The sequence below is a fragment of the Sporocytophaga sp. genome (genome assembly GCF_017745095.1).
Classification (GTDB): domain Bacteria; phylum Bacteroidota; class Bacteroidia; order Cytophagales; family Cytophagaceae; genus Sporocytophaga.
This window is the reverse complement of sequence record NZ_JAGHZZ010000004.1, coordinates 392939-411491: the sequence shown is the minus strand read 5'-3', so window position 1 is coordinate 411491 and position 18553 is coordinate 392939. Positions and strand designations below refer to the sequence as shown.

Here is an 18553-nt window from a genome sequence, read left to right as displayed (position 1 = left end):
AAAGCTATTAATCTTTTTTGACGAAAATTTTCATTTCACATTCAGCCACTGCATTTCCGTTGCAAGTGCAAAATGCTTTAATAAGCAGGACTCCCATTACTTCATTTTCAAATCTCACTTCAGTCACTAGCTCAGAATGGACAGGAGGCAGTGAATGAATCTTCAATCCTTTAATTGCTCCAATGTAGCCTACAGGAGCGCCTTTTAACTCACCGTTATTGTCAGATTTTTGTCTATTAATTTCATACCCCATGCGAAGGGCAGCCGTCTGAGCCATGTTTTCCACTAGCCCAGGCTCTCTGAAAAAGCCGTTATAAGAAAAAATATTATCCTCTTTCAAGGTCAGTCCGCTTACAGTTTTTACATCATCAGAAAACAAAAGCTTGTCTACCATTACAAATGGTTCTTTTTGAGGAACCATGTTAATAACTACATCGCCTTCGTAAATTGGACTATTGGTATTCATTTTAATAAAATTTAAAACTTAACAGACAGTTAGAAGTGCATACGAATATGAGAACCGTGCACTTTCAGGAACTGCCAGCAATAATTTATCGCCTATATTTAATTTCCCTGAACTTAAAATTTCCTCTACCATTACAAACACTGAAGCCGCGCCGATATTTCCGACACTGGTAAGATTTGTAAACCACTTTTCCTGAGGAATCTCAAGATTATACTTTATTAATTCTTCTGCAATCTTAAATCTGAAGAACTCTGATGAAAGGTGGGGAAGTACATACTTGATTTCTTTAACATCAAAATTTCTCTTCTTACAGATTCCCTTTAGAGCCTTCGCTGCTAAAAGAGAAATATGCTGATCAAGCAATTTGACATCTTGTTTCATTGCCATTACAGAGTTCTCGGCAATTACTTTAGGATCCATTTGTTTGAAGCTTATGAGATTTCCATTTTCATCTTTGTCAGAAGCAGCATACATACATGTCTCTACTTCATTTGCAAAAGAAATGCTGTCTATCCATTCTATCTTAAGTGACAAACCTTTTTCAGCAGGTTTATCTTCCAAAAGAAAAGCGCCGGACCCGTCAGAAAGCATCCATCTCAGGAAATCTTTTTCAAAAGCGAGAATTGGGTTTTCCTCCATTTCCCCGATCTTTTTTGCTTCCTCTTCATAATTTTTAGCCTGAAGCATAGGTGAACAAAGTTCTGACCCTACGATCACGGCATTAGAAGTATTTTCTGCCTGGATAGACATAAAGCCAATCTTTAGCGCATGCATCCCCGAACAACAGTTTCCCATTGGAGAGAAAGTTTCCATCGGTCTCCCTCCCAAATATCCGTGAACCATAATTGCATGAGATGGCATAATTTGATCAGGATATGAGGTACCACAAGCAAGCAGCTCTATATCATCCTGATTAAAAGAACTGTCAAATAAAGATCTGACAGCTTCCGCTGCCAGCTGAGCGTTATTATGAGTTATATTACCCTCTTTGGAAAGCGCGTAATATCGTGTTTTAATGCCATTATTCCTTAATACTATCTTCTTAGCTCTCGAAGGTTTGCCATTAATAAATCCCAGATAAGTCTCCATTTCATCAATTGAAACCGGATTATTAGGCAAATATTTCGCAACCCTTGTTATAAATACTTCCTTCATTAATAACTTCTCTTATGAAAAACTCTAATTGAACCGGTGGAAAACCCGCAGTCAACTAAACGCTTAAGTCAAACAAACAGTAAAACTAATGGATTTCCTCTTAAGAATCGCTAAAAATAATACTTAAAATATTAAATTTAGTGCCGGTTTGGATTGAGAATAGCTCTATTTCACCCCGGAAAAATAGGCCACTTTCCTTTTCATTGGCGCCCAAAGCAGTATTCTTTTAATATTTGCGACCATAAACATAATTGGAGTACCAATGATGATCACAAATATTAGATAATATAGAAAAAATGATAAAGCTGCTTTTCTTTTTGGACTCCCTGACCTCCCCAATTTGCTTATAGCTTTAGCCCATATTTTGAATATCTTAGACCCAGTCATTTCCATGGTCATCAATGGCTGTTTGATTTCTACAGCACCTGCTTTCACCAGAGAATCCTGAAGGTTATCCAATTGATTTCCGGATAAATACTTATAGATGATCTCTCCGTACGCCGAAGCTCCTTTAATATCTGAATCTGCTACCCCTGAAGCCGGTAAAAATCCCCAATAATTTGCCTTCTTTCCTTTCATCAGCCAGCCAATGATCGTAACAAGACTTACCAGATTATGTGATTTGTCGAACAAGGCAATGTTCCCTACAAGATTCCCACCAGCAGCTTTTATATAAGCTTTCGCCTTTTCCTGACCCGAAATCCACATGTTGCGACAAGCTATAACTGTTATGACCGGCTTACCTTTTAAAATTCTTTTTGCTTCGTCACTTTGGAGAAATGAGCACGCAGGTAAACTAGGTGACAAATACCATGGCTGATATCCAAATATTACAAGGTCAAAATCGGAATTCTCTATTTGTAAAGGCTTCAGCTTTATAGATTCCTGATGAACTGTTTCAGGAAACACGTCTAAAAATTCATCTGCAGACCAGGGAAAGTTATAGTTATTTTCCGGTTGAAGTTGCTCAAAAGTAAATTCTACATCTTTTTTATTCATTCCTGAACAAACAGACTTCACCACTGCTGTCAATTGACCGGTTTGTGAATACCAAAGAACAAGTACTTTTTTCATGAATGCGAGTTTTTTGCCCAGAAGTTATAAAAATTAAACCATTGTTCCGGATAAGTTTTTACCATCCTTTCCACTTCTGTCACATATTCCCTCACCATTTCTTCCACATTTCCATTGCTAATCTTTGGTGGTGTTGCGAAGAAGTGATAATGCTTATCTGTCTCTTTCACAGCAAATACATAGCTATAAGGAACTTTTAAAGCTTTTGCAAGCTGGAAAGGACCAAGTGGAAATAGAGCCTCTTTTCCAAGAAAATCAGTTGTAATTACCTTTCCCCCTTCTACATATCTGTCTCCATGGATACAGATAATTTCCTGATTTTTTAAAGCCTTGTTAATTTCGAAGATGTGAGAAAGATCGTCTTTAACAGGGATTATATTAACAGGTCTTTCTCCATATATTTCAGAGAAATAACTTTTAATTTTTTCATGCTCTGCATCGAACATAACTATGTTTATCTTTGCTTTGATCTCATTCAAGAGATGCCCTGCTACTTCATAGTTTCCGATGTGAGCACTGATAAAAATTCCACCCTTACCTTGAGCTGCGATTTCCCTGAGATGAAATTGACCATCATGATTAATGGTAAACTTATTTCTGATTCCCCCCATAATAGCAACTTTGTCTATCAGGGTTTGCCCAAAAACATAATAGTTTTTATATACTTTAAGCCAGGCTGTGAAGTACTTATATTTGAGAATTTCTCTAAAAAAATGGAATGATGATTTTGTTGACTTTAATGAGAAAAACAAATAATAAAGTGCAACAAACCGAAGTACCAGGTATGCGATTTTAAGACCAAGGTGCCTGATCAGGAATACAAATATTTTGTGTCCTAATAAGGAACCCTGGGTTTTTCCTTTCCAGGCCATTATTACTTAGCTTCCTGTTTCTCGCCAACCTTACTTAAAATGTAGTTATAAAAATCCTGGAAGTTAACTATTCCAACGAAATCTTCGCCTTTAACTTTAAATCCGAAATTACTTTCAATAACAACTACAAGGTCTACATAGTCCAGGCTATCAAGACCAAGGGTTTCTTTCAGGTTAGCTTCGGGAGTTATTTTATCAGCATCTACCTCAAACTCTTCAACCAAAAAGCCATTAATTTTTTCAATAATTTCCTGATTTTTCATTTTACCTCTAAGTATGTTTTTTATTTTACCTTTTTTAATATTAGTGAGGAGTTGGTTCCTCCGAAGCCGAATGAATTAGACAGCAATGTGTCGATATTCTTTTCAACTGTTTTTGTAGCGATGTTTAGTTTTGCGGAATCCTCGTCAGGGGTTTCAAGATTAATGTTTGGTGCAACAAAATCATTTTGCATCATCAACAATGAATACACTATTTCACTTGCTCCTGCCATCCAGCATTCATGTCCTGTCATAGACTTGGTTGAGCTTACTAGTGGTTTGGAACCTCCGAAAACAGAATCCAGAGCTCTTGCTTCATACATATCGCCTACAGGTGTAGATGTTGCATGAGCATTTACATAATCTATTAAATCTGCTGGAATTCCTGCATCCCTCAATGACATTTCCAGAGCCCTTACGGGACCTTCAACATTTGGTTGCGAGATGTGGCCTCCGTTTGAAGAAAAACCGTATCCTATAATTTCAGCAAGGATCGGCGCACCTCTTTCTATTGCCGATTCATAGCTTTCAATAATTACAGTAGCAGCACCACCGCTAGGGACTAAACCATCTCTGTTTTTATCAAAAGGTCTTGATGCCCTTGTAGGCTCGTCAACTCTTACTGAAAACGTACTTAACGCATCAAAATTACCCATTGAGAACGGATTGATTTCTTGAGCGCCTCCACAAATTACCCCCTTCTGAAGCCCATGTTTGATCAGAAAATAACCTATTCCGATAGCATGAGAGCCGCTGGCACAGGCACCACTAACTGTGAAGTTTACACCTTTGAGCTTAAATATTGTTGCAAGGTTCATGGTTACTGTAGAGTTCATTGACTGAAATACAGAACCTGAACCAACAAGTGTAGTATCTTTTTTATCTCTTATTATATCAGTTGCTTCAATCACAGCTCTTGCAGAACTGTCATTGCCAAACAACACGCCAAATTCGTTTCTGTCAATAATTTCCTCATCGAGCTTAGCATTTTTTATTGCTTCCAAAGTAGATAGGTAAGCGTATTCACCTTGCTCTGCCAGACCTATTCTTTGTCTTCTGTCAAGTATTCCTTTTAGAACCGGTTTTTCAACCATACCAGTAAGTGGCGAACGAAAACCCATAATTTTTCGCTCTTCATCAAATACAATTCCTGACTTTCCTTTGAAAAGAGAATCGCGCACTTGATCCAGTCCTGTTCCCAGGCAGGAATAAATACCGATTCCAGTAATAACTACCCTGTTCATTTATACTAGGTGATTCTTATTAAATACTAGGTATACAATCCTCCATTTACAGATATTACCTCTCCGGTAATATATGATGCTTTGTCTGAGGCTAAAAATGATACAACATTCGAAACCTCCTCCGCAGTTCCAAATCTGGCCAAAGGAATTAATGATTTAAATTCTTTTTCATTAATATCTTTTGTCATATCTGTTACAATAAAGCCTGGCGCTACAGCATTGACGGTGACTCCCCTTCTTCCAACTTCCTGAGCCAAGGCTTTTGTTGCTCCTATTATTGCTGCTTTGCTCGCAGAATAATTTGTTTGTCCCGGCATTCCCTTGATTCCTGATAGAGATACAACGTTTACAATTCTTCCATATTTATTAACCAACATTCCCTTCACAACCAGTCTGGTTATGTAAAAAAAGCCGTTAAGACTAATATCAAGAACACCATGCCACTCCTCTTCACTCATCCACATCAGAAGATTATCTTTTCTGATTCCAGCGTTATTGACTAAAATTTCTATTACTTTATCAGGATTTTTTTCGAGCCAGCTCCCCAAGACACCTTCAACTTCTTCTTTTTTAGAAACATTGAATTGCATTAGTTCACCATCACTTCCCTTCTCTCTTATTAGTTCAAGTGTCTTTTCTGCTTCCTGAACATTTGATTGAAAATTGATGAGAATTTTATAGCCCATCTCTGCGAGATTCAGACACACAGCTCTTCCAATTCCTCTTGAACCTCCTGTAACTAAAGCGTATTTCATTATTTAAAAAATTTATTATTTCTTTCAAACAATTTCCTGCAAATCAGGTTAATGATTTAGGATAAGTGTAGACATTATCTACAAATATAATAAAATATATTTCTACCCAGCCCTTATTTCAAGGGTTTCCCTATTTTTCAAACATTATCAGGCTTATTATCAATCAGATACTGTTTGACTTTTTTAATATCACCATATTTAGGAAGGTCGTTCTCAAACCTTGGGAAAATTTCCCTTAACGCTTTATAAACCTTATTTGTCTTGCCCGATAGTTTGTCAGAAATTCCCAGGTAATCTATTCCCTGAAGAATGGACATCATCTCGATTGATAATACTTCAAAGGTATTTTCAATGACTTTTTTAGTAAGTAAAGCTGAGTTGGTCCCCATGCTTACAATATCCTGATTATCGTTATTATTAGGAATACTGTGAACATACATTGGATTACTTAAAACCTGATTTTCTGCAGTAGTGGAAGTTGCAGTAAACTGTACTCCTTGCATTCCAAAGTTCAAGCCTAACTTTCCAAGATTTGCAAATGGAGGAATTTTACCGTTCAGCTTATTATTCATCAGGTAATTCAATTGCCTTTCTGCAAGCATAGAAAGCTTCGTGATAGCAATTTTTAATTTATCCATTTCTAGAGAAATGTAATCCCCATGAAAATTACCTCCATGGAATACGTTTTCTGCAATTGAATCAATTACCGGGTTATCATTTGCAGAATTCAATTCATTTATTAAAACTTCTTCTGCATAAGTGATCGTGTCTTTAATCGGTCCCAGAATCTGAGGAACGCATCTTAGTGAATAGTACTCTTGTACCTTATCTTCTAGCACATACTCTTCTACTTTCTTTTTATAAAGCTCTTTCTGCCTGTTTCGTGTAAGCTTGCTGTCGTGAAGAATATTTCTCATCGACTCGGCTATTTCTCTTTGGCCTCTGTGCCTTTTTACCTGATTTAATTCATTAGAAAAATGGTCATCATATGAATTAACAAGCTCATTCAGCATACAGGATGCATAGGTACTCCAATCTACCAGCTTTTGAGCTTGGATTAGGTTTACCAATCCTATTCCTGTCATACATGAAGTACCATTCATAATGGCAAGGCCTTCTCTCCCACTTACCTTCAAAGGGGAAATTTTATACTCTTTATAAACGTCGGCAGCAGGTCGTAGCTGTTTTTTTGAAGAAACCTCTCCCTCTCCTATCAAGCCAAGGGCCAAATGAGCCAACTGAACAAGATCACCGCTCGCTCCCACACCGCCATGTTCAAATATAACCGGATATATTTCGTTATTAATCAAATCTTTCAACAGGGTAACTACACTGTTAGGAATACCTGAACATGCCTGGCAAAGTGAATTAAGCCTAGCTATCATAACAGCTTTCAGGTATATATCAGGCAATACTGCTCCAACACCTGAAGAATGGCTTCTTATAAGGTTGTATTGAAGATCTATCTGGTCCTTTTCGTCAATTCTATATTGAGCCATTGGCCCAAATCCAGTATTGATTCCATATATCAGTTTATCTTTTGAAAAATAGCTCAAAAAATCATGGTTTTTTCTTATTCTTTCTTCAATAGATGTATGAATTTCAATAAGCTCTTTACCCGTCAATATTCTTTCAATTTCCGACAAATCGAGCTTTTTTTCTCCAATAGTAACCATCAGACTTATAAAATCAATTTTAGATTATTTTTTACTAACCCTATAGAAGCGGTAAATCGTAAAAAAACAATATTAGTTCCCAATATGATTAATTGTAAAAAAACTTAAAACTTTTCCAGGGACATAAGCTTTTTTACCTTTGATTAAAAATCAGGGTTCAAAATTAATGTAACTTTCGACCTTTAAAAAAAATTTTCTTCAAAGTTGCGTAAAGTATATTCAAAATGAAACTTCATTAATAAAAATACGTCGATTTCAATCGTTTGATCATCCAAATACCTCAATACTTAATTATTTAAGATGAAAAAATTAACCTTTTTTATTTCACTCTCAGTATTGATTCTGAAAGTAGCGATTGCTCAAAATACCAACCCTGATTTATTTTCTGCAAAAAAAAGAAAGCCACAAACACATGCATCCGTCAGAAAAGCTTCAGATATAACAATCGATGGTAGACTAAATAGGAATGCTCTTCCTTACCTACTCTATAGCGCTCCTGCAAGTCCAGAAAATCTAGCCTTTTTGATTTCCTTTGATCAGGAAAAAAAGACCCCTTACTTTATAAAGCGAAAATCATCAGGAGCCAAAAATACTAGAAAACTTTCCCTGATTGTCCCCGAGCTTTGCAAAAAAGAAGCTGCAAACTTTCTTAATGAAATTAACCCTGTGTTAAAACTTCGCAACAGTGCCAATGAATTTGAAATTCAAAATACTGAAGAAGGAGATTTAAGACATATTCGTTTTACACAAAAGGTTGGCGGGGTTCCAGTATTAGGGGGGGATGGTATTATCCACCTAAGAGAGGATGGCAACCATACTTTTCATGGACAAATTGAAAACGTAGATGCTAACTTTAATACAACCCCATCTGTTAGTGTAGAACAGGTAATTAAAACTGCTGTTTACGATCTCAAAAAAACAATATCTGTAAGGACTTTAACCGCGAAGGAACAACAGATACTCGAATATGAAGGCCCTGAAGCAACTCTTGTAATTGTGCCGAGATCCGAAATGATTAAACTGTATGAGTTGGCATGGGAGGTTAGCATAAGACCTAATCTAATCGATCACTATCACTATTATGTAAGTGCTGTTACAGGAAAAATAATCTTTAAAGAAAACCATACATGTACAGCAGTGCATGCAACTGGCTCGGCACCTGACCTGAATGGAGTTAACCAGTCAGTAATAAGCTATCTGGACGGTACGACCTATTATCTTATTGATACCTCTACTCCTATGTTCAATGCTACAAAATCAGATTTGCCAGAACAACCTGTAGGTGCTATATGGACGATGAGTGCTGAAAATACAGACCTTACCAGCATTGCGCAGATAACATCTACTACTGCTTCCTCTTGGACGCCAACTGCAGTATCAGCTCATAGCAATGCCAAAATTTGTTATAACTATTACCAAAATACTCATAATCGCAACTCACTGAATGGACAAGGTGGAAATATTATATCGGTTATAAACGTAACTGATGGTGGGAAATCTATGGAAAATGCTTACTGGAATGGTAAGCTTATGGCATATGGTAATGGAGGCTCTTATTTCAAACCTTTGGCTGGAGCTCTTGATGTCGCTGCACATGAAATGACGCATGGCGTGATCCAAAATAGCTGCAACCTTAAATATTCCGGGCAAACTGGCGCTATCAATGAGTCCCTAGCAGATATTTTCGGTTCCCTGGTTGATCGTGATGACTGGCAAATTGGAGAAGCGATTACAAAAAACTTAACTTTGTTCCCTTCCGGGGCATTGAGAGATTTATCCAATCCTCATAATGGTGGGACTACCAAAACTGATTATTGCTGGCAACCACAACATATGGATGAGTTCGTGAATACTACTAGTGATAATGGAGGTGTGCATACAAACAGTGGTATTCCAAACAAGGCATTTTATTTATTTGCAACCCAGGTCACCAAAGAAAAAGCCGAAAAGGTTTATTATCTGGCTATGACTAAATATCTGTTTGCCTCTTCTCGCTTTATTGACCTGAGAATATCTGTAGTTGGTGCAGCAACTGAACTTTATGGAGAAAACTCCAATGAAGTTACTCAAGCCAAATCTGCTTTTGATCAGGTTGGAATTTTTGAGGGACAGGCAACCAAAGTTGAGGAAAGCCTTCCTGAAAATCCAGGAGATGAGTATCTACTTGTGACTAAAACATTAAAAGACAATTACAGGCTTGAAACCATAGAAACAGCTACTTCAACAAAAACTCTGATAACTTCTACTAAAGTCGGAAGAAAACCAAGTATCTCCGATAATGGAAGTGTCATGTATTTTGTCACGCCGGAAGGTATTATTAAACAGATATACACCGTCGGTAATTCAGAAGTAACCTTTGATAATTCAAGAAAGTGGAATAATGTATCCGTTTCAAAAGACGGGACTAAAATAGCTGCAGTAACCGATGATGAGGATTCTTCTATTTATGTAAGGAAAACTTCTGCAGGATCTCCATGGATACGCTTTATTTTATACAACCCAACCTTCACTCCGGATTCAGTAGAAATTAAATCTAACGGTCCCAAATATGCTGATGCCCTGGAATGGGATCACTTTGGAGAAAGGATTATGTATGATTGTTATAATCTTATCAAAGGGAACAAGGATAGTGTAGTATTCTGGGATGTCAATTTTATAAAAGTATGGGACAATGCTGAAAATGATTTTTCTGATGGAACTGTAACCAAACTCTATGCCGACCTTCCCCAAGACATTAGCATTGGTAATCCTTCATTTTCCAAAAACTCACCAAATATTATTGTGTATGAGATAATAGATGAATCTGTCGGCTATGTGGATATGGTCTCTACTAACCTTGAAACATCTGAAGGTAATTTTATCCTGAATGGCAATAATGGGATGTTATGTTTTCCAAGCTTTAATAAATCCGACACTAAAATTGGTTTTACTACAATGGGTGCAAGAATACAAGATACAGTCTTTGCTTATGTAAATATGGATGTAGATAAAATTACTCCGATCGATGGATTCTATGACCCAACCATTACCGGAAAATATTTTAATTACTATGCAAACGGAGCCAGGGTTCTTGGTAATGAGCCACAAACAAAGTCTCAGGACTTTAGAATTTATCCAAATCCGTTTGACAACCAACTAACTATTGACTTCAATCCAATTGGCGAGGCTGAGATTATATTGATCAATAATTTAGGTCAGAATATATATCAGGAAAAACTGAATCTGAATAGTTTCATCCAGCATAAACTTACATTGCCTGAGCTCAAAGCAGGTACTTATATTATTCAAATCGTTTCAAAAGATGGTATATTCACATCCAAATTGTTGAAGTTATAGATTAGAGTTCTCGCAAATACGAATTGGAATGTTCTTTATACTATCCAAAATATTATTCTACTTAGTAATGCCAATGATCTGGATCATTGGCATTCTTATTTATTCATTATTCACCAGAGATGTTAGAAGAAAAAAAATAGCTGTTATTTCTGCGACATTATTACTTCTTTTTTTCTCTAATGAATACATTGTTAATAAAGCCCTCTTATTTTGGGAAGAACCACCCGTTTCAATAGCTAATCTGCAAACAGGCTATACAGCTATCTTACTCACAGGAGTAACAGAGTCAAACAAGTCTCCCAAAGATCGTATTTACTATAATAAAGGAGCTGACAGAGTTCTTCACACCCTTCAGTTATATAGAGCGGGTAAAGTAAAATCTACCATCATTTCAGGAGGCGCTGCATTGATGATCGGAGAGCAAATTCCGGAAGCTGAAAGTCTAAAAAAAACATTTCTCGATGCAAAAATTCCTTCAAATGCAATAATTCTTGAGACAGAATCCCGAAATACAAGAGAGAATGCATTGTTTACAAAAAAAATAATTGATTCACTAAATTTAAAAGGCCCTTTCCTACTTGTTACCTCTGCATTTCACATGAAAAGGGCAAAAGGATGTTTTAAAAAAGTAGGTACTGCAGTTACACCATATCCCGCAGACTATTATTCTACCGATGGTAAATTTACCCCTGATTATTTTATAATTCCTTCAGAAAGGGCGCTCTCAAAGTGGAGTCTGTTAATACATGAAGTATTAGGATATTGGGTTTATAGAATGATGGGTTACAGTATTCCTACTTAACCCAAACTGATTTAATATTTACAAACTCTCTGATACCAAATGCAGCAAGCTCTCTTCCATATCCGGAAAGTTTAACTCCACCGAATGGAAGTCTTGGATCCGATTTTACCATTCCATTGATAAATACTGAACCGGACTCTATTTGTCGCGCTAAAGCTTTACCCTTTTCAAAATCCTCTGTCCAAATAGAAGCTCCAAGTCCATACTTGCTTTGATTTGCCATATTGATCGCTTCCTGTTCATTCGTAACACTTATAATGGCAGCTACAGGGCCAAAAAGCTCTTCATCAAAAGCTGGCATACCTGGTTTAACATTTTCAAGTATTGTTGGTGAAAACATAGCACCTTTCGGAGGTATTCCTCCAACTACCACAGAAGCTCCTAATGCTATACTTTTTTGAACTTGACCAAAAAGACTTTCGGCCAGATCCTTTCTTGCAAGTGGTCCAACCTGAATCTCTGGTAACAATGGATCTCCAAGTTTTAAACCACTTATTGCCTTAGTCATTGACTCAACAAATTGATTTTTAACTGAATTCACTACAATAAATCGTTTAGCGGCGATACAACTTTGACCATTATTTATCATTCTTGCCTTTACCGCCCACATAGCTGCATCTTCAATATTGGCATCTTTCAGAACAATAAAGGGATCACTACCTCCCAGCTCAAGGACAGTTTTTTTAAGATTCGCACCAGCTGATGCTGCCACTTTCATACCTGCCTGTTCACTCCCAGTAAGAGTCACAGCCTTAATTGTTTTGTGGGCAATAAGTTTGTCCGTTTCTTCTCCTGAAATTAATACAGATTGAAATATTCCTTTGGGAAAACCAGCTTCTTCAAATAAATCTTGTATCGCCAATGCACATTGAGGTACATTGGAAGCATGTTTCAGGATACCTGTATTTCCAGCCATAATTGTCGGAGCAGCAAATCTGAATACCTGCCAAAAGGGAAAATTCCATGGCATAATTGCAAGGACACATCCTAATGGATCAAACTCAACATAACTTTCAGAAGCATCAGAAATTATCAAATCGTCTTTAAGGAAAAATTCGGCATTCTCAGCATAGTATTCACAAACCCATGCACATTTCTCTATCTCTGCTTCTGCTTCCTTTATGGGTTTGCCCATTTCGGAAGTCATGAGAATAGAAAGATATCCTTTTTTCTCCCTGAGTTTTCCAGCTATTTTATTGAATAAAGAACTTCTTTTTTCATAAGAATAGTCTTTCCAAACTTTAAAAGCCTTTTCCGAAAAAGCCAAAACCTCATTCATTTTATCATCAGAATAAGACTCATATTCTTTCAATAGCTGCCCTGAAAAGGGATTTACAGATTTTATTTTTCCCATAGTTGAAAAATTAATAATTGAATAACTAAAATAAAAAAGGGCTGTTCCTTTCGGAAAGCCCTTTTTTATTTTTTTTATTTTGGATTAGTCTTCGTAGTTGAATGAAGCTTTTTGCTCGCCAACGATTACATCAAATGCACCTGGCTCAGTTATGAAAGTTTTCTCGTCCATGCCAATGAAAGCAAGGTCACTCTTGGTAAGTTCAAACTCTACAGTTTGAGTCTGTCCTGGAGTCAAAGAAATCTTCTTGAATTTTCTCAATCTCATCCATGAAGGAGTAATTGTAGCAAAGTGATCTCTTGTATAAAGTTCTACAGCTTCTTTACCAGCTTTTGAACCAGCATTTTTCACATCTACAGTTACTTTAATAGAACCGTTTCCTTTAAGTGTTGGAGAACTTACTTTAAGGTTTGAATATTCAAATTTAGTATAGCTCAAACCAAAACCGAATGGCCACTGAGGTTTATATCCACCTTCTCCCATTTGTCCAGGAGAAAGTTCAGTAACTTTATCGCTGTATTTGTGGTCATAAGGAATAATATCTCCACTAAATCTTGGATAAGAGAATGGCAGCTTACCGCTTGGGTTTACATCACCGAAAAGGACTTCAGCAATTGCGTTGTGGCCTTGACTTCCTGGGATATAAGCATCAATGATACCTTTTGCACCGTCTTCAATTTTTCTGATAATTCTAGGTCTTCCTTCTACAAGAACGATTACTACCGGCTTACCAGCTTCATAAAGAGAAGCTACTAATTTTTGCTGAGCTTCTGGAAGGTCTAGTTCATCGATAACTCCAGGAGATTCTGCATAAGCATCTTCACCAATACATACCACAACATAATCAACAGATTTTGCAAGCTCTACTGCTTTTTTAGCATCTGCCTCTTTATCAAACTCCGATCCTTTAGCATATAGAGTTGTTCCACCTGTATTTTTTGCTTTTATAGCATTGAAAATATAGGCAGTAGTATCTGGATAATATTTAGATTCATTTCCTTGCCAAGTATAAGACCATGAACCGTTAAGAGCAGTGATTGATTTAGCTGCAGGACCAGTAACTAATATTTTTTTGCCTTTAGCAAGAGGAAGAATGTTTTCTTTGTTTTTCAAAAGGGTTACAGATTCTCTTGCAGCTTCTAATGCAGCAGTTTTATATTCAGGCAAACCAAAATTCTTCATTGCATCTTTTTCTGGATATGCATTGATGAAAAGTCCGGTTCTGAATTTCAGAGTTAAAATTCTTCCAACAGCTTCGTTGATTCTCGCCTGAGAAACAGCACCCTCTTTTACAAGTTCTACAAGGTACTCATAAAATGAATAATCGTGAGGAACCATGCTCATATCAATTCCAGCATTTACAGCAAGTTTAACAGCTTCTTTAGGAGTCTGAGCAACTTTATGTTTAGTATGAAGTCTGATAATATCTTCCCAGTCAGAAACAGCAAGGCCTTTAAAGCCCAGTTCTTTTCTTAACACATCAGTCAATAAATATTTGCTGCCGTGTACAGGCACACCATTAATTTCACTTGAGTTGATCATGATAGTGCTTGAACCCGCATTTACAGCAGCTCTGAATGGAGGGAGGAAATATTCTCTTAAAATTCTTTCAGGTATATAAGCAGGAGTTCTGTCTTTACCAGATAGAGGCAAAGAATATCCGATATAGTGTTTCATACATGAAGACACTCTGTCAATTCTGTTAAGGTTTCCGTCACCTTCCATTCCGATGATAGAAGCAACCCCCATCTGGCTTACTAAGTAAACATCTTCACCATAAGTTTCAGGGAATCTAGGCCAAAGTGGCTGTCTACCTACGTCCAAAACAGGAGCAAAATTCCATCTGATACCAGATGCTCTTGTTTCTTTAGCAGTGATTTCTCCTGCAAGTTTTGATAGCTCAGGGTTACGAGTTGCTCCAATTCCAATATTCTGAGGGAATAAAGTTGACTTCGAAGTAAAAGTCACACCATGGATAGCATCGATACCATAAAGCACAGGGATTTTATTAGCAGTTTGCTTAGTGGCAACATCCTGGATAGCTGTAATGATCTGATGCCATGTTTCAACAGAGTATGCATGGTTAATTGCATTAAGTATAGAACCAACTTTATAATCCACTACGGCTTTTCTTAAAGCTTCAGGATCAATAGTTCCATCCATGTTACCGTAACCGCCTTTAAGGACAACGTTAAGGTTCACCTGAGTCATCTGGCCAACCTTTTCCTCAATACTCATTTTACCCAACAGTTCCTGAACTTTGGCTTCCACTTCGGCATCTGTCAATACAACAGGTGCAGAAGCCGCAGGAGTTTTAGATCCTTTTTTCTGCCCATAAGCGGGGCCTAGCAAGGTGGCTAAAAATATCATTGAACCGATCAAGGTTTTCAATGAAAATAAACGTTTCTCCATAAAATGTTTTAAATGATGCTTTTTAAGATAAGTTTAATAAAAAGAAAAAGCTGTTCCCTTACGGAAACAGCTTCAAAGCTAATTATATTTTTATTTAAATCCGAAAAATAATGGTAGAGTTAAAATGGTTCAGGCTAAATTATTTCTTTGCCTTTGCATCTTCCGCAGTCATCATTTTGATTTCGTCAATCACTAGACTTCCTGTATAGGCTTTTCCTCCAGGATTAACATAAAATAGTATTTGAACTATCTTAGCAGGATTTACTTTTTGTTTAGTAGGGAAAGACTGTTCGAATTTACCAGTAAAATCAAAATACAAATCAACAAAATCAGCTCCAGCAGCAATAGTCTGCACTACAGGCTTAAGATTTGTGGAGTACCCATCAATATCTTTTACATCAAGTCTTAATTGACCTGCTTTATCAGCTTTAACTCTTACTTTAACAACAGGTGTTTCTGTAAAGTCAGTTGATAAAAAGCCTCTTCCAAATGTTTCATACATTGGACCAACTCCATTCAATTCTACTTTCAGATCTTCTCCGGCTTTTGAAAGTTTCACTTTATCACTTCCGCCATACCACTTTGTAATCCCATCCTTGAAATTATCAAGATTAACAATTTTAGAATTTACAGGAGTAGAAGAAGCTGATACCACTTCTTCCTCTTTTGCTTTCACAGTAGCTTCAAGAATTGCAGGCGCTTCCTCCTTTTTCTCTGCTACGGGTTTAGTTTCTACAACAGCTTTTTTCTCTGCAGTTACAGCTTTCTTTTCTGTTGTAGCAGTTGCAGTTTTAGGAGCTTCTTTAGGTTTAGTAGTTTCCTTAACAGCAGGTGCTTCAGCTACAGGTTGCGCTGGAGCTTCCTTAGCTTCTGCAGTTTCCGTTGAAGGAGTTGTTGTATTAGAAGAAGATGACGAAGATGATGATTCATCTTTTTTCTCCTCAACTTTTCCCTGACCTGTTAACTCATTGTACTTCTGTCTTGTAATTACTTCGATTTCATCAACATAAATCTTTCCTTCAAATGCTGGTCCACCTGGGTTAATAAAGAATAAGATATCCTTAATCTGAGCAGGATTTACAGTTTGATTATCTGGATAAACCTGAGAGAATTTCCCATTATAATCATAGAAATAATCTCTGTATTCATTCAAAGCAATTTTGTGAGAAACTACATTGGCATTGGTAACTCTACCATCGGCATCTTTAACATCACCTCTAAGGATAGGCTCGCTGTCTCCAATAGCTTTTGCTCTTACTCTTACAATATCAGCTTTTGTAAAATCTTTAACTGTAAATGCTCTACCAAAGCACTCATATCCAGGACCTGCACCAGTAGCTGTGATCGCAAGTTCTTCCCTCTCGGTCATCAAATTTATTTTATCTGCAGCCCACCAAGAATCAATTGGTTCAGAGAAATCATCAATGACTCCACCGACAGCAGCAGGACCAGCAGCAGGTAATTCAGAAAGAGGAATAGCTTTTATTTCATCAATATAAAGTGTTCCCGTGTAAGGAGACCCTCCTCCATTGATAAAGAATAAAACCTCATTGATAATTCTAGGATCTACATCTTTAGATTCAGGCCATGCTTGTTTCCATTTGCCTGTAAAGTTGTAGTAAAAATCCTGATATGGGCCAGTTTTGGGTACTTTAACATTTGGTATCATATCAGCCATGTACCCATTAGCATCACGGAATCTGATACTTACATTAGGAGCAGTTGCGCCTTCAGAACGCATTCTTAATTTAAGGACCGAAGCTTCAGTAAAGTCCAGCATCATTATCTGGCTTCCGAAACATTCCCATTTCGGACCCACATTTTTCATAACAATTTTAAGAGTATCTCCCTTTTTGGCCAAGGCCAATTGGTCGTTTGCCACCCACCAGCTATAGATTTCATTTGAAAATCCTTCTACAACTCCTTTATTAAATTTTAAAACCGGGGTTCCAAACTCAGGATCTTCAGCTACAGCAAGTTGATGACTGTCATCCAGTGTGGCTTTCTCAAGGCTTACACAGCCACTGAATATGACAGGTAATAAAAGTACCTTTATTGAATATTTAAAGAATTTCTTCATTGGTTAATTTCCTTATTAATTTTGAGGTAAAGGTTTACCGTAGGTAAAGATTGGGTAGTCGAAGATCAGACTCGTCTTAGCCCCACTTGGATCTGACAATAGTGCAAATCCCATTTTACCTGCTTTTTTAGGCTCTCTAATTCTATTTCCTGTATTAGCAGCAGTGAAAGAGAAATCACTGTATTTCACAGATACTAGCTTCCAACCGGTCCAGTTGATTTTAAAGTCATAGAAAAGCTCATCTTCAACTAAATCCTGAACCCCTCCTTTACCATTATCATCCTCTCCAATTTTTATGGATCCTTTGTCAGAAACATTACCTGTACCATAAACAAACATATTAAAATATATGCTATCTGTATTAGCGGTAACTAAATTTAGTCTACTGATAAAACCTGCGCCATCTATAAAAAAGTCAACGTTGGCATCAGTTCCCATAACTTTAAAGTATTTGATTCCGGAAGGAGGTTGAATTGTTTTCGGATTATTTGCAGCAAATGCTACAACACCATTATAGTATTTGTCTTCATCAACTGCTTTTGCACTTGCCTCTTTTCCAAAAGTATACCAGCCAGCAGGAAATTTTAAATGTCCAGGGGTTGCAGCTTCAAAATCTTCAACAAGTCTTCCATAAGATTTAGGTGTCTTAACTGTTAAAGTATCCTGTAGCTTAACATTACTTCCTAAAAAACTTAATTCAGCAAACACTTTATCATTTGCGTTAAAGAAATAAAGACCATTATGTCCTCCATCCCATTTAACCTTACTCAGATCTGCTGCTTTGTCAGTAAAGGTAACACTTGCTCCTTTTTCACTTCTAAGTGTCAGAAAATACGTAACCTCCTGAGAAAACTGGGCATTAAAGCCTACTTGAGTTTTTGTAAAATCAATTAGATCCGAAGGTGCTGCTGTAAATGAATTATTTACCACATAAAATCCCGGATCAGCGTTTTTGTATTCTGGTCCAATCAGATTTTCAGGATGTTTATCGCGTTTGCAACTGACAGAAAATATAACAGCAATAGCTGAAAATCCTAGCAGTACATTTTTTCTAAATCTATTCATAA

The 18553-nt window shown here is 36.9% G+C and carries 14 protein-coding genes; 2 read left to right on the top strand and 12 right to left on the bottom strand.

Annotated features, from left to right (window positions below):
- Positions 1-7 precede the first annotated feature (7 nt).
- From J7604_RS08730 to hutH, 8 genes are all read right to left on the bottom strand, one after another.
- Positions 8-466 carry a hypothetical protein gene (locus tag J7604_RS08730; RefSeq protein WP_293894186.1) on the bottom strand — a complete coding sequence of 153 codons (459 nt, stop codon included), beginning with the start codon at positions 464-466 and terminating at the stop codon, positions 8-10.
- Positions 467-484: 18 nt separating this feature from the next.
- On the bottom strand, positions 485-1621 hold the full coding sequence (locus J7604_RS08725; RefSeq protein ID WP_293894183.1) for a beta-ketoacyl-ACP synthase III: 1137 nt from the start codon (positions 1619-1621) through the stop codon (positions 485-487).
- 165 nt (positions 1622-1786) lie between these two features.
- On the bottom strand, positions 1787-2695 hold the full coding sequence (locus J7604_RS08720; protein WP_293894180.1) for a dialkylrecorsinol condensing enzyme DarA: 909 nt from the start codon (positions 2693-2695) through the stop codon (positions 1787-1789).
- The gene (locus J7604_RS08715; protein ID WP_293894177.1) at positions 2692-3567 is read right to left on the bottom strand and encodes a lipid A biosynthesis acyltransferase; all 876 of its coding nucleotides are present in this window, start codon (positions 3565-3567) and stop codon (positions 2692-2694) included. The genes J7604_RS08720 and J7604_RS08715 overlap by 4 nt, the downstream gene beginning before the upstream one ends.
- A 2-nt stretch (positions 3568-3569) precedes the next feature.
- Complete coding sequence (locus tag J7604_RS08710) at positions 3570-3830, bottom strand: acyl carrier protein (RefSeq protein ID WP_028979585.1); 261 nt, start codon at positions 3828-3830, stop codon at positions 3570-3572.
- 20 nt (positions 3831-3850) lie between these two features.
- On the bottom strand, positions 3851-5071 hold the full coding sequence (locus tag J7604_RS08705; RefSeq protein ID WP_293894172.1) for a beta-ketoacyl synthase: 1221 nt from the start codon (positions 5069-5071) through the stop codon (positions 3851-3853).
- Positions 5072-5097: 26 nt separating this feature from the next.
- The gene (gene fabG, locus J7604_RS08700) at positions 5098-5826 is read right to left on the bottom strand and encodes a 3-oxoacyl-ACP reductase FabG (RefSeq protein ID WP_293894169.1); all 729 of its coding nucleotides are present in this window, start codon (positions 5824-5826) and stop codon (positions 5098-5100) included.
- A gap of 137 nt (positions 5827-5963) precedes the next feature.
- Positions 5964-7502, bottom strand: a complete 1539-nt coding sequence (hutH, locus tag J7604_RS08695) for a histidine ammonia-lyase (RefSeq protein WP_293894166.1) — start codon at positions 7500-7502, stop codon at positions 5964-5966.
- A gap of 300 nt (positions 7503-7802) precedes the next feature.
- Here hutH and J7604_RS08690 point away from each other — a divergent pair, with 300 nt between their 5' ends.
- Both J7604_RS08690 and J7604_RS08685 read left to right on the top strand, forming a co-directional pair.
- The gene (locus tag J7604_RS08690; RefSeq protein WP_293894163.1) at positions 7803-10838 is read left to right on the top strand and encodes a M4 family metallopeptidase; all 3036 of its coding nucleotides are present in this window, start codon (positions 7803-7805) and stop codon (positions 10836-10838) included.
- A 73-nt stretch (positions 10839-10911) separates the two neighbouring features.
- Positions 10912-11640, top strand: a complete 729-nt coding sequence (locus tag J7604_RS08685) for a YdcF family protein (protein WP_293894160.1) — start codon at positions 10912-10914, stop codon at positions 11638-11640.
- Here J7604_RS08685 and J7604_RS08680 read toward each other — a convergent pair.
- The 4 genes from J7604_RS08680 to J7604_RS08665 all read right to left on the bottom strand — a co-directional run bounded on the left by J7604_RS08680 (position 11633) and on the right by J7604_RS08665 (position 18551).
- Positions 11633-12994, bottom strand: a complete 1362-nt coding sequence (locus J7604_RS08680; protein WP_293894157.1) for an NAD-dependent succinate-semialdehyde dehydrogenase — start codon at positions 12992-12994, stop codon at positions 11633-11635. The genes J7604_RS08685 and J7604_RS08680 overlap by 8 nt on opposite strands.
- 84 nt (positions 12995-13078) lie before the next feature.
- Positions 13079-15406, bottom strand: a complete 2328-nt coding sequence (locus J7604_RS08675; protein ID WP_293894154.1) for a glycoside hydrolase family 3 N-terminal domain-containing protein — start codon at positions 15404-15406, stop codon at positions 13079-13081.
- A gap of 139 nt (positions 15407-15545) precedes the next feature.
- Positions 15546-17486, bottom strand: a complete 1941-nt coding sequence (locus J7604_RS08670) for a hypothetical protein (protein ID WP_293894151.1) — start codon at positions 17484-17486, stop codon at positions 15546-15548.
- Positions 17487-17501: 15 nt separating this feature from the next.
- A complete protein-coding gene (locus J7604_RS08665; RefSeq protein ID WP_293894148.1) occupies positions 17502-18551 on the bottom strand; it encodes a hypothetical protein in 1050 nt (349 codons plus the stop codon).
- Positions 18552-18553: the final 2 nt, after the last annotated feature.